This is a genomic window from Sphingobacterium sp. CZ-2 (assembly GCF_004526235.1).
Taxonomy (GTDB): Bacteria; Bacteroidota; Bacteroidia; order Sphingobacteriales; family Sphingobacteriaceae; genus Sphingobacterium; species Sphingobacterium tenebrionis.
The window spans coordinates 3,055,756-3,068,678 of sequence record NZ_CP038159.1 but is presented as its reverse complement, the minus strand read 5'-3'; the positions used below and the strand labels follow the sequence as shown (position 1 = coordinate 3,068,678).

The 12,923-nt window shown below is 40.6% G+C and carries 10 protein-coding genes; 4 read left to right on the top strand and 6 right to left on the bottom strand.

Annotated elements, in window-relative coordinates:
* Window positions 1–86 precede the first annotated feature (86 nt).
* Window positions 87–1,283 carry a hypothetical protein gene (locus E3D81_RS13470; protein ID WP_134777775.1) on the top strand — a complete coding sequence of 399 codons (1,197 nt, stop codon included), beginning with the start codon at window positions 87–89 and terminating at the stop codon, window positions 1,281–1,283.
* A gap of 195 nt (window positions 1,284–1,478) precedes the next feature.
* Here the strand turns inward: E3D81_RS13470 and E3D81_RS13465 are convergent, their stop codons facing one another.
* From E3D81_RS13465 to E3D81_RS13455, 3 genes are all read right to left on the bottom strand, one after another.
* A complete protein-coding gene (locus E3D81_RS13465) occupies window positions 1,479–2,684 on the bottom strand; it encodes an NAD(P)/FAD-dependent oxidoreductase (RefSeq protein ID WP_134777774.1) in 1,206 nt (401 codons plus the stop codon).
* 56 nt (window positions 2,685–2,740) lie between these two features.
* Entirely contained in the window at window positions 2,741–4,015 is a 1,275-nt protein-coding gene (gene dctA / locus E3D81_RS13460) for a C4-dicarboxylate transporter DctA (RefSeq protein ID WP_099367645.1), read from the bottom strand.
* Window positions 4,016–4,093: 78 nt separating this feature from the next.
* Window positions 4,094–4,525: an SRPBCC domain-containing protein gene (locus E3D81_RS13455; protein ID WP_099367646.1), complete on the bottom strand. Its 432-nt coding sequence runs from the start codon at window positions 4,523–4,525 to the stop codon at window positions 4,094–4,096.
* 111 nt (window positions 4,526–4,636) lie between these two features.
* Between E3D81_RS13455 and E3D81_RS13450 the strand changes: the two genes are divergently transcribed.
* The 3 genes from E3D81_RS13450 (at window position 4,637) to E3D81_RS17245 (ending at window position 6,635) form a co-directional block, all read left to right on the top strand.
* Complete coding sequence (locus E3D81_RS13450; RefSeq protein ID WP_099367651.1) at window positions 4,637–5,761, top strand: CofH family radical SAM protein; 1,125 nt, start codon at window positions 4,637–4,639, stop codon at window positions 5,759–5,761.
* Window positions 5,762–5,784: 23 nt separating this feature from the next.
* Window positions 5,785–6,345, top strand: a complete 561-nt coding sequence (scpB, locus tag E3D81_RS13445; protein WP_134777773.1) for an SMC-Scp complex subunit ScpB — start codon at window positions 5,785–5,787, stop codon at window positions 6,343–6,345.
* Window positions 6,346–6,458: 113 nt separating this feature from the next.
* Entirely contained in the window at window positions 6,459–6,635 is a 177-nt protein-coding gene (locus E3D81_RS17245; RefSeq protein WP_167554305.1) for a hypothetical protein, read from the top strand.
* Window positions 6,636–6,777: 142 nt separating this feature from the next.
* Here the strand turns inward: E3D81_RS17245 and E3D81_RS13440 are convergent, their stop codons facing one another.
* The 3 genes from E3D81_RS13440 to E3D81_RS13430 all read right to left on the bottom strand — a co-directional run bounded on the left by E3D81_RS13440 (window position 6,778) and on the right by E3D81_RS13430 (window position 12,857).
* Window positions 6,778–9,075, bottom strand: a complete 2,298-nt coding sequence (locus tag E3D81_RS13440) for a GH92 family glycosyl hydrolase (RefSeq protein ID WP_134777772.1) — start codon at window positions 9,073–9,075, stop codon at window positions 6,778–6,780.
* A gap of 75 nt (window positions 9,076–9,150) precedes the next feature.
* Entirely contained in the window at window positions 9,151–10,125 is a 975-nt protein-coding gene (locus E3D81_RS13435) for an NAD(P)H-quinone oxidoreductase (RefSeq protein ID WP_134777771.1), read from the bottom strand.
* Window positions 10,125–12,857: a TonB-dependent receptor gene (locus E3D81_RS13430; protein WP_167554304.1), complete on the bottom strand. Its 2,733-nt coding sequence runs from the start codon at window positions 12,855–12,857 to the stop codon at window positions 10,125–10,127. Before E3D81_RS13430 ends, E3D81_RS13435 begins: the two co-directional genes overlap by 1 nt.
* Between the last annotated feature and the right edge of the window lie 66 nt (window positions 12,858–12,923).

The following is a 12,923-nucleotide window of genomic DNA, read 5'->3' as shown; positions in this document are numbered from 1 at the left end:
GTAATTTTTTTAGAAAGAGGTTGATGTGAATCAACCTCTTTTGTTGTTATATTGTATCTATCATACAAACAACAGATTTTCAAAACATGCTTAAAAGATCATTAACCTTGGTTTTTCTCCTTCCTTGTTTGCTTTTTGCACAGCAAAAATTCTTTTTATACCGTTACAATGACCAGTATGGTCTGTCAGATAAAACAGGGACACAGGTTATCACCGGCAATTTCATTCGCAGTAGTGAAGACTTGGAAAACCAGATCCTTTTTGACACGAAAGAAAAGAAAAATGTATTGGTCAACTTAGAGTCCGGTGAGCAGAAAACCTTTGATGAATTTATCGCAAATAGCATATTTCTGGAAAACCAATATTATGCTAATGTTGAAGATAAAGGGAAGTTCTATCTCTATAGCCAGAAAACGGGTGAAAAGTTAGAAATGCCTTTAGCAATTCGAAAACAGCATTTGCCAAGGGTCTTTATGCTCAATAAGGATTATTTATATGCGATAGGATCGGAAACCATCTTTCCAAAAACTCCAGAAGTGAAAAAGCGAAAAAGCAAAGCATCGGCAAGCAAAGTTCCAACCATTATCCCTGAACCAAAATATGAACGTCCAATAACACTATCCTACCTTTATATTTTCAAAAATGAAAGGAGTATGCCACTTGTCTCAAAAATCAAGGTGGATGAAAATTACCGGTTCTCGGGAAATGAACCAAACAGTATTTTCAGCCTTTATAATCTTCATAAAACGCCAAAAAACGAACCTGTTAAAGAGATGGAAATCAATATTGTAGAAAGAAAAAGGACCGAAGGATTAGTACCTTGGCATTTCTATTACGATGAATCTTTTGATGTCGCTGCTGTTAAGGATCAGGATAGTTTAAGGGTGCTAGATAGTAACCTAAAAGTCCTCCAAACGATCGCCATCAAAGATCGATCGGTAGAAGACATCCTGTTCAATTACCTACAGTCAAAATATCCAAATGATGATATCGGACTTTCCCATGCCGATTTTTTTGCTTCACCTATGATGTCCTCGGGAAATAAAGCCCCCTATTGGAAAGCAAACAAAGTAGATGATCATTTTGAATTGGCATTCAAAGAAGATGATGGCTACAAAACTTTCGCACGTGTAGAAGCTCAAGAAGCTGAATTCATTGGAGACCAGCTGAAACTAAAGGATAAAAAAGGAAATACGCTGAGTTTTAAAATGGATTGGTCTAGTATGGCTTTTCCTATTCCGAAGCAATTAAAAGAACAATTCAAGCTAACAGAAATAAATTAATTGAAAAAAAATATACAATTGCACAATAACTGGATATTTACATCGTTATGTATATAAAGAAAAGGTTATTTCTATTTTTACTTTTAGTGATGAGCTTTAAGAAAGAAAAAAAGATAACTTTTTAGAGAAAGAGGTTGGCTAGAATTAGTCAACCTCTTTTGATTTTGTCTTGTTCTTAGATTTTTTTTTCTTTGACTACCTTCCAAAGGCAAAATAGGTCGATAAAGGATGTTCTTTTCCTTTCATCCAATCCGATACCATTTCCATTCCGGTAACCGAAAAGGTAATCCCGTTTCCGCCAAATCCCAGCACAAAATAGGAATTCTTAAATTTAGGATGCTCCCCAATGTAAGGAAGGCCATCTTTGGTCGAACCAAAAGTTCCGGCCCAACGAAAATCCGGATAGAATTCCCTGCCCACAAAAATCTTCTTAAACGACTTGTAAAGTTTATCCGATTTCTTTTCGATCACCTCATCCCGTTTGATCGGGTCATGAAATTCCTCATCCTCTCCCCCAATTAAAAAACGGTCGTCATCCGTGGTCCGCATGTACAGATAGGGATCGGAAGTATTCCAAATCAACAGGTCTTTATAGGCTTTATTTAAGGTATGGTCTACTTCGGAAACGATCGCATAGGTGCTTAAAAGATCCACAAACTTTTCAGGAATCATAGTCGCACTTTCAAAACCCACACAATAGATGATCTTCTTGGCTTTGATATGGCAACCTGTTTCCATCTCCGCCAATTCAAACCCTCTTTTGGAAGTTACTTTTATTAATTCATTATTATCATAAACCCGTAGGCCTTTCTTCACATTATACTGCAATAGTTCATGCGCCAGATAAAAGGCATCCACACTTCCCCCTAGATCGGAAAGGATTCCTCCATGGCATTGGAAGATTTCATATTGTTTGTTAATCTCTTCTTCATCCAACCATTTAACCTTAAAACCGGCTTCCTTACGGGCTTCAAATTCCTTTTTCAATCCTGGTACATCGGCCATTCGGCTGGCATAATACAAGGATTTCTTTCGTTTAAATCCAGCTTTGGAATTTATCTTTTTAGCAATCTCCTGCAGGTTTAGGATCGATTCTCCACAGGCTTTATAACATTCCTGTGCAGCTTCTTCACCAATCATCCCTTTCAATTCAAAAAGGGGAACATCGATTTCGTATTGTAACATGGAAGTGGTTGCTGAAGAGCTTCCATTAACAATTTCCCGTTTATCGATGACCACCGTATCATAACCATCGGCTATACATTGATGGGCGATGAGACTACCGGTAATTCCCGATCCAACTACCAATACATCACAGCTGATATCTTCCCTTAGGGAAGGATAGGATTGCAACAATCCATTTTTTATTAACCAAAAAGGTTCATTCGATTTTAAATCCATAAAAAAATGCCTATTCTGTATGGAATAAGCATTTTTTTGTTAAAATGTTTGACCTACTATGCATTTTCTACCTGTCCGCCTCCCAATTTTTCATGCAACATGGCCTCATCCAATCCTTTCTCGTATTTGGCAACCACCAACGTAGCTGCGGCATTGCCTATGATATTCGTTAATGCTCTTGCCTCGCTCATAAAACGATCAATCCCCAAGATCAATCCTACCGCTTCCACAGGAACATGGCCAACCACTGGCAAGGTGGCAGCCAAGGTGACAAATCCACTTCCCGTTACGCCTGCCGCCCCTTTCGAAGTGAGCAAAAGCACCAATAAAAGTGTAATTTCCTGTTCTAAAGTTAAATGCATGTTTAGCGCTTGGGATATAAATACGGCCGCCATGGTAAGATAGATACATGTACCATCCAGATTGAAAGAATAACCCGTCGGTATTACCAGACCTACTATCGGCTTGGAACAACCCGCATCCTCTAATTTCTGCATAAGTCCTGGAAGTGCCGATTCGGAGGAAGATGTACCTAATACGATCAATAATTCCTCTTTGATGTACTTCAATAGTTGAAAAACATTCACCTTGACATAGAAATACAATACCGCACCGATGACAAATACAATAAAGACAATACAGGTGAGGTAAAAACTGATCATCAACATACCTAAGGAAGAAAGGGCCTCTACCCCATATTTACCTATCGTAAAACCAATGGCGCCCATGGCTCCGATCGGTGCCAGGTACATGATCATTTTGATGACCGCAAAGATCCCTTTCAGAAAAGACTGCAGCACGTTCAGTACAGGCTCTGCATTCTTCTCTCCGATCTTAGTCAAGCCAATACCAAACAAGACCGCAAAAACCAGGACCTGCAAGAGGTTATCAGATGCCACAGCGGCAATAACATTATGGGGGATAATGCTGATGATAAAGTCCATTATGGTCTTATGTTCCTCTGATTGCTTTACATAGGAGGATACTGCGGCAGGGTCTAAACTTGCGGGATCAATGTTCATCCCCGTTCCTGGTTGGATCCAATTGACAAATACCAATCCTATGATCAGGGCGATGGTGGTCATCACCTCAAAATAGATCAAGGAACTAAGGCCTATCTTACCAACCTTCTTGATATCCTGCATGCCGGCAATCCCGATTACAATGGAACTGAAAATCAATGGCGCAATAACCATTTTGATGAGCTTGATAAAGCCATCACCAAGAGGTTTCAGTTTGACCGCAAAATCAGGGTAAAAAATACCGCAGAGAATACCGATTACAATTCCAAGGATGACCTGAACATAGAGGCTGGAGAATATTTTCTTCATAGATGATACGATATAGGTTTAAGACCAAAGGTTAAGTAGACCCTCAGTATAGAACGTAAATGTATCAAATAAATTGAATTATCTTCTTTCTAAAAATTTATTTAGGGATTCGCCCAGTAATTTTTCCCAACCTGATTCGAACTTATCCTGCGAAAAATTCTCTCCCGCATCTTTAAAATTCTCCAAACCTTCATGGGTCAGGTGCAAGGTGGTTGCGCCGCGACGAGGGATTAAACGCCAGGTAATAATGGAAGTGCCTTCACTCTGTTTTGGATGTCGCCAGGTGAACTTAAAAATCTCTGGAGCCTTGGTCTCAATGACCTGGCATTGGTGTAGCTGTTGGCCACCGGTATTGCTTTTGTAAAACTCAAATTCTGCCCCTTCTTCCGTGCTGAAGTTTGGGATTTCGAAAAACCAATCTTTCATGGTCTGTTTGTCCGTCAATGCTTTCCATAACTTCTCTGCAGAAATAGGGTAAGTACGTTCAATGTGAATGGTTTCTGCGCGCATTTTGCCTCCTTTGAGCTTATTTGTAGTGTTGTTTAAATATAAACAATAAATTAACGCAAAGGTGTTAAGTATATATTAAATTTCATGAAAAGCTCCGTATCTTTGTTCGTGATGAATGTAAATAATTTATTAGAACGTGCGCTGAATTTCGACTTCTTAACCAAGGAAGAAGGAATCTTTCTATATCATGAAGCAGCAACAGCAGACTTGATGTTTGTTGCCAATGAGCTTCGCAAAATTCAGGTGCCTCATGGCAAGGTGACCTGGCAGATCGACCGGAATGTCAATACCACCAATGTGTGTATTGCCAACTGTAAATTCTGTAATTTCTTCCGCCGTCCAGGCCATGAAGAAAGCTATATCACGGATATCGAAACCTATAAGCAAAAGATTGAGGAAACCTTCCGTTTTGGTGGTGATCAATTGCTGTTACAAGGTGGACATCATCCGGATTTGGGTCTTTCCTTCTATGCTAATCTGTTCAAGCAATTGAAGGAGCTATACCCTACATTAAAGTTACACTCCCTTGGCCCACCTGAGATAGCGCATATCGCTAAATTAGAAGGCATGAGCCATATTGAAGTACTCACCGCCCTCAAAGAATCCGGATTGGATTCTCTACCGGGAGCCGGTGCTGAAATCTTGAACGACCGTGTCCGTCGATTGATCTCGAAAGGCAAATGTGGTGGTCAAGAATGGCTGGATGTGATGCGTGCTGCACATAAAATCAACCTACCGACATCAGCAACCATGATGTTTGGACATATAGAAACCATTGAGGAACGTTTTGAGCATCTGGTTTGGATCCGTGAGGTTCAGAGCGAAAAACCAGCGGATCATTACGGTTTTATAGCTTTTATTCCTTGGCCATTCCAAGATGATGGAACCCTATTAAAACGCCTGAGGGGGATTACGAATGATGTGACGCCCGATGAATATATCCGCATGATTGCTTTGAGCCGGATCATGCTTCCGAATGTGAAGAACATTCAGGCTTCTTGGTTGACGGTCGGAAAACAGACCGCCCAAATCTGTCTGCAGGCCGGTGCGAATGATTTTGGTTCCATCATGATCGAGGAAAACGTGGTTTCGGCAGCTGGTGCACCACACCGCTTCACCTCCAAATCCATTCAGGATGCGATCATAGAGGCCGGATTCGAGCCGCAGTTGCGTACGCAGACCTATCAATTCAGGGAAATACCATCCCAAATGGAAGAACAGGTCATCGATTATTAATTGTTACACAGTTTGATTAGGTTTTGAAGGATATACTATTAAATATAGAAGCGATTATTTTCGCTTCGGCAGAAGGCATCAGTCAGAAGGATTTAAGGGAGGTTTTGCAGGAAGCTTTGGCTATTGAAATTTCCAAGACCGAATTGGCAGAAATGATCGGTAGGCTGAAAGAGAAGTATGCATCGGAGGATCAGGCGCTGTTATTGGCCAACATCAATGATCAATTGCAGTTTTTGACCAAACCGGCCTACCACGATGCGATCAACCAGTTGCAGCTGCATAAGGAGAAAAGGAAATTGAGCCAGGCGGCTTTGGAAACCTTGGCTATTATTGCTTATCGCCAGCCTATTACAAAACTAGAGGTGGAACAGATCCGAGGCGTGAATTGCGATTACTCCATCCAACGTTTATTGGACAAAGGATTGATACAAATTGCTGGGAAAGCCGACAGTATTGGTAAGCCGATCTTATATGCCACTAGTGGACAATTTATGAATCATTTTGGCCTCAACAGCGTAAAAGACCTCCCGCAACTGAAAGATATTGTGGCTGAGGAAAATAGCATCGGAGAAATCGTTGAATAAATTCTTGCATATTTGCCTTTTTTTTCATGTTAAAATAATTTTAAAAAAATATTTTTCAAATGGATTTTCTTCTATAATTTTACGTTAATAAAGTAAGTATCATAATAAAGAACATGGCTACAATGCAAGAAATGGAAACAGAATTAACGGTTGATGAAAGAGTAATGAATTTCAACGGTCCTGATGATGATTCGGATGATATCTATGATGATGACGATGATTTCGGATTGGATGATATCGACTCTATTGGCGGGTTTGATGACATGGATGATGACGATGATGATTTTTAATTAAAATGATGATCCGAGTTATTCGGATGTATACATGTAAAGAATTAGCAACGCTTGGTCTAACCCCAAGCGTTTTTTTATGGCCAAAAAAAAACGCCTGAAGATTTCTCTTCAGACGTTATTGTTTAGCTGCAATTATTAATTATTTATCGTCTTTACTCAAGGAGAATGGAAGGTCTGCTTTCGTAACTCCACGTTTTTTATTGGGTTCTGCACCCATATCAAAAACCAGGTTAGCGCCTTTTACCAACTCGCTGTGGTTTAGGTAATTTTTCGTGTAGTTCTTGCCATTCCATTTTAATTGTTGGATATACCGGTTCGCATCGGAATTGTTCTTGGTTTCGAGCACCACTTTTTTACCATTACTCAACTTAAGGGTTACCTTGTCAAAGATTGGAGATCCAAGGACATACTCATCGGTCGCAGGTGTTACTGGATAGAATCCAATAGCTGAGAATACATACCAAGCGGATGTCTGCCCATTATCTTCATCGCCACAGTAACCATCGGGGTTAGGTGAATACATTCTGTTCATTGTTTCACGCAGCCAATACTGTGCTTTCCAAGGAGCACCAACATGATTATATAGATAGATCATATGTTGGATCGGCTGGTTTCCATGCGCATATTGTCCCATATTGGCGATCTGCATTTCGCGGATTTCATGGATCGGAAAACCATAATAACTATCGTCGAATACCGGCGGCAAGGAGAATACGGAATCCAATTTTATTTCCATCGCTTGGTGTCCACCCATCAAATTGGCCAATCCTTCGATATCCTGAAATACCGACCAGCTGTAATGCCAGCTATTTCCTTCGGTAAATGCATCCCCCCATTTGAATGGATTGAATGGGGTTGACCAGGAACCATCCTTGTTTTTGCCACGCATCAAACCAGTAACTGGATCATATAATTTCTCGTAATTGTAGGCACGTTTTTTATAGAATGATTGATCCTCACTGGATTTATCCAATGATTTTGCCAATTGGTAGATCGCAAAATCATCATAGGAATATTCCAAACTTCTTGCGGCGTTCTCATTTATCTTTACATCATAAGGCACATAGCCGAGTTCATTATAATACTCCGCACCTGCCCTACCTACTGCCGTAATAGGTCCAGCGTTATTGGCGCCTTTTTTTACCGCTTCGTATAGCACTTCAATATCTTTTGACCGCACGCCCTTCATCCAGGCATCAGCCACTACAGAAGCCGAATTATTGCCCACCATGATGTTCCTATAGCCAGGGCTAGCCCACTCCGGCAACCATCCGCCCTCGCGGTAGGCATTTGCCAATCCTTCCTGCATTTTTTCATTGATCTCTGGATACATCAAGTTCAGGAATGGGAACAAACACCGGAAGGTATCCCAAAACCCTGTATCGGTAAACATATAGCCCGGAAGGACCTGACCGTTGTATGGTGAATAATGCATCACCTGCCCTTGTGCATTGATCTCGTAGAACATTCTTGGGAACAACAAGGAACGGTATAGGCTGGAATAGAAGGTACGCATCTGATCGATGTTTCCACCTTCAACCTCGATCTTACTCAATTCCTTGTTCCAGATATCCTCCCCTTTTTTAACCTGTTCGTCGAACGTTACACCGTCTAATTCTTTCAGGTTTAGGAGGGCTTGTTCTGGACTGATAAAAGAGGAAGCTACTTTTACATGAACTTTCTCGCCCGCATTGGCCGTTTGGAATCCTACTAAGGCTCCCACATGGTTGGCTTGGATCTTCAAGCGTCCATCAACAAGCGCTGAATCTGCAAAGGTAGCCAGGTTGGCAAATGGACGATCGAACTCCAGTACATAGTAATTTTTGAAATTCTTAGGTACTCCGCCGCTGTTTCGGGTGGTATAGCCTATTATCTTCTGTTCCTGAGGAAGTACCTCTACGTAAGATCCTTTGTCGAAAGCGTCTATTAAAACATAGGCCTCGTTGGTTTTAGGAAAAGTAAAACGAAAATAGGAGGCTCTCTCGGTAGGTGTAACTTCTACCTTGGTATCATAATCGGCTAAGTATACCGAATAATAATGCGGTTTAGCGGTTTCTGCCTTATGGGAAAAATAGCTGGCTCGCTTATCCTGGTCAAAGGTTTTGTTGCCTACCATCGCCATAATGGAAAATTGCCCGTAATCATTCATCCAAGGTGATGGTTGATGGGTCTGTTTGATACCTCTAATCTTTTCCGCTGTATAGGTGTACATCCATCCATCGCCCATCTTTCCCGTTTGAGGGCTCCAGAAATTCATCCCCCAAGGGAGTGCAACGGCTGGATAGGTATTCCCGCTGGATAGGAAATAGGTTGATTGTGTACCGACTAGCGTACTTACCATATCGATCGGACGATCTATCTTCCCTACCTTCTGTGCGAAGCTGGAGCAAATACTTCCGCCGATCAAAAGTAATGTGGTTAAAAATCTTAAGTTCATAGTCTGTTTTAAAATAGGTTATTTTCTTTTCATAAAAATAACAAAAAAAACTACAAAACCTAATGCTAAAAGTATTTAGCTATACATTTTAAGCGCTATTTTACCGTATTGTTTAGGGCTATCAAAAAATAAATGTGCGGCAGAAACCTCTTCAAATGGGAAAACTCGGGTTACGGCAGGTACTAATTTACGCGATTCAATGAATGGTAAGATTTTGTTTTTTATTTCTAATGTTAGGTTTATTTTAAAATTCAGGTCTCTGCTTCGCAGGGTTGATCCCGAAATCCATATCCTCTTCTGCATCATCTTGAGCAGGTTCAGTTCTACTTTTGCACCTTGTACGGCATTGATGTGGATCAGTCTTCCATCGGGTTCCAATAGTTGGATATGCTTATTGAAATAGGATCCGCCGATGCTATCAAGGATCAAATTGATCTTTTTATCTTTTAATACTTCTTCAAAATCTTCTTCTTGGTAGTTAATGACATTGTCTGCACCTAGCTGCTTTACAAATTCAGCTTTTTCAGCAGAACCAACGGTAGTATAGACGGTCGCACCGAACAGTTTGGCCAATTGAATAGCCATGGAACCAATGCCACCTGATCCCCCATGGATCAACACTTGATCTCCTTCCTTTAGGTTGCCGCGTTGAAAGAGGTTGTGCCAAACCGTGAATAAGGTCTCCGGAAAACAAGCGGCCTCCTCAAAACTGATGTTTTTTGGTTTTGGGATACAAAGTTCAGCAGCCACGCAGACCTCCGTTGCATATCCTCCACCAGCTAATAAAGCGAATACCTCATCGCCTACCGACATGCCCTGCACATCTTTGCCCAGTGTTTTTATGATCCCGGAAACCTCTAAGCCTGGAATATCATTGGATACCCCTGGAGGAGCTGGATAATTCCCTTTCCTTTGGAAAACATCGGGTCTGTTGATCCCTGCAGCCTTTACACTTAAAAGCACTTCATGTGCTGCGGGTTGTGGATCTTCCTGGGTTTCTATTCTTAATACTTCGGGTCCACCGTATTCGGTGATGATCGCTGCTTGCATTATTTTTTATTTGGATAACTCTGTAGGCGCATGTTCAAGGTGAGCATAAAATATCTCCCCAAACGATTGTTTCTGGATTCGAACACATCGTTTCCTACATATTCGGTGATAATGCCTACGTTCTTGTTCTGATCTAACATATCAAAACATTGAAACCGGAGCATTGCCATATTGTTCTTTAAAAAGTTATATTCTACATAGGCATTAATGATCGTCGGATTAACATCGGATATTTCAGAAACATAACCCTTATAGAATTTTTGGGACATCTCCGTTCCAACCATAAATTTATCATTGATATAGCCCCTTCCGCCAAGACTCAACAGGAAGGAATGGGCAGCAATCTTGTTCTTGTATGGGAGCTCATAGGTGGCTCTGTTCAAGAAATAATTACTATTGAATACTGATTCGAAATATTCGTTCCAGTTGTACCTTAAGATCAGATTCTGGTTGTACAATAATTGCCTGGTGGTGCTTTTCAATTCGTTTACAAAGGATAGATTATTCAGGTAATCAATATTTCCGGAGATATCCATTTGAAAATTATCGTTCAGGAACGGGGTATTGAAATAGTAATTCCATTTTACATCATAATAACCATCTGTATTTTCGTATGTCGTTTCCTGAACAGTTTCGTTCGACAGGGATTTCTTCGAACTGACGATCTTATTATTAATAAAGGTATAAGCAAAATTAGTTTCGAAATATTGTCCTTTGTTGGTGACAAACTTCTTGAGAGAGGTTGAAAAACGATTGTAGAATTCGGCTTTCAGGGATGGATTTCCGACGATGATATTCCTGGAATTGGAGTTATCCCGTACTGGCGAGATATGAAGGAAATTCGGTTGGATATTTTTTCCCAAGTAATTCAGTTCCATTTCAAAATTCTTGGAAAATCGATACCGAAGATTGGTCGTAGGAACCAGGTTGACATTGCTATATTCATGGGTAATTGTATCCCCCTCAATCTTTCCGGATAAGGATACCGGTTGAACAGAAAAGCCCATATTGACGCGGAATCGTTCATTCGGCTCATACTGATAGTTTAAACCCGTTTTATAACTCTTGAATTGGTAGGCATAATCGATACCCAGCGAGTCTACCCATCCCCCGCCATTACCGATGGGATTCCGTACGGCTCGTCTTGCCTCGATATTGGTCACATCAATATCGTATAATACCTCTAAAAGACTATGGTCAAAAAAGGGCTCCACATAGGAAACAGAGCCTTTCATTGAGCTGGTGTTATTGCGGGAATCAACCAATTGCTTCTGTTCAAAGAAATTGATAACAGGTTCAATGCCTGTAGAATCGTAGATTACATAATCTTCCCGAATGTTTTCATCTTTATCTAAGGATTGATAGGATATCCTTCCATCTGCCACTAATTTCCGTTTGCTCTTCTTAAAATATTTCGAATAGAGCATGGAGAATTCCGCATTGGGATTTATTGTGGTGGAGGTATCATTATAACTTCCGCGCTCTCTGATCCGGTAATTGCTCAGGTTGGAGGACTTAAGGTTATAGTTATAGGAACGATTGAAGGATAGTTTAGGGACAATCTTTAAAATATCCTGGTTTTTTAGGGTAGAATTTATTTCCAGCTGTACCCTATGGAAATTATCATCCATTTTTCGTTCAAAATCTTCCTTTTTATTGATCTTATAGCCATAATAGGAGGAGGTCAGCAAAGAATTACCCTCGGTAATGTTCTGTCTGTTCTGGTAAGTATAGCCCCCAGATAAGGAAATGTACTTATTAAGATTCTGGGAAAAGGTGATACCTATGGAGGACAGCTTATTCAATCCATCGGATTGATCGGAAAAATCTCCCACATCCCCCAATCCGGAAGATCGGCCTCCTGCCCCATCTGGGCTACCGAAAGTGAACAGACTGGTATTGGTGTTATTGACCGATGTGACCACCGAAATTTCCTGGCCATCGTTGAATTTATTGACTCCTACACTACCGATATACCTTTCGCTGGTTCCACCGCCTAAGGTTGCTTGTCCGAAAGTGATCTTCTTTTTATTATCTTCCAGTACGATATTGATGATCTTTTCAGATTCTGAATTCTTGATCCCTTTTTCTTGCGAAACATCCCCATAGTCATCGATAACCTCCAGATGCTTCACAAAATCGGCAGGGAGGTTCTTCGTGGCCATCAATAAGTTACCATCAAAGAACTTCCTTCCATCGACCTGTACCGATGTGATCATTTGACCATTGAAATAAGTGGTACCATCCCTTAATACCTGAAAGCCAGGCATTATTTTCAATGCATCTTCCAACATCGCTTTTTCAGGCACACTAAAAGCTCGCATATTAAATTGGATGGTATCTCCGCGATTTATAACTGGAATGACTTTTAGGATCCTGACTTCATCAATCAGGTTCAATTGTGGAAACATGCTGATTTTGGGGGCATAGATTTGATCTACAAACTTCTTGAAAACATAACTGCGGTTTACAATCTGCAAACCAAACATACTATAGGAAATATTAACAACTTTTCCATTAATGCCTTTGAGTTGATAGAATCCATTGTTGTCCGTAACGGTCTTAAGCGTATCCTGTTCACCCACAAGGCGGATATTGACCCCTTTTAAGCCTAAGCCGGAAGTATCTACGACCAATCCTTCTATGCTGCGATGGTTTTCTTGGGCATACGCCTTCAGAAAGACTGTCGAGAACAGCAGAATGGCCATCGTTATAGAAAGGATTATTCGCACAGATATTAAACTATAATGTTTCCTTATTTCAATAAATAATACTTCAAACTCAATTTACCATTAAAA

Excerpts from the sequence above, each read along its gene's own strand:
- E3D81_RS13470 (WP_134777775.1), top strand. The coding sequence starts at position 87 with ATGCTTAAAAGATCATTAACCTTGGTTTTTCTCCTTCCTTGTTTGCTT.
- E3D81_RS13465 (WP_134777774.1), bottom strand. The coding sequence starts at position 2,684 with ATGGATTTAAAATCGAATGAACCTTTTTGGTTAATAAAAAATGGATTG.
- dctA (WP_099367645.1), bottom strand. The coding sequence starts at position 4,015 with ATGAAGAAAATATTCTCCAGCCTCTATGTTCAGGTCATCCTTGGAATT.
- E3D81_RS13455 (WP_099367646.1), bottom strand. The coding sequence starts at position 4,525 with ATGCGCGCAGAAACCATTCACATTGAACGTACTTACCCTATTTCTGCA.
- E3D81_RS13450 (WP_099367651.1), top strand. The coding sequence starts at position 4,637 with ATGAATGTAAATAATTTATTAGAACGTGCGCTGAATTTCGACTTCTTA.
- E3D81_RS17245 (WP_167554305.1), top strand. The coding sequence starts at position 6,459 with ATGGCTACAATGCAAGAAATGGAAACAGAATTAACGGTTGATGAAAGA.
- E3D81_RS13440 (WP_134777772.1), bottom strand. The coding sequence starts at position 9,075 with ATGAACTTAAGATTTTTAACCACATTACTTTTGATCGGCGGAAGTATT.
- E3D81_RS13435 (WP_134777771.1), bottom strand. The coding sequence starts at position 10,125 with ATGCAAGCAGCGATCATCACCGAATACGGTGGACCCGAAGTATTAAGA.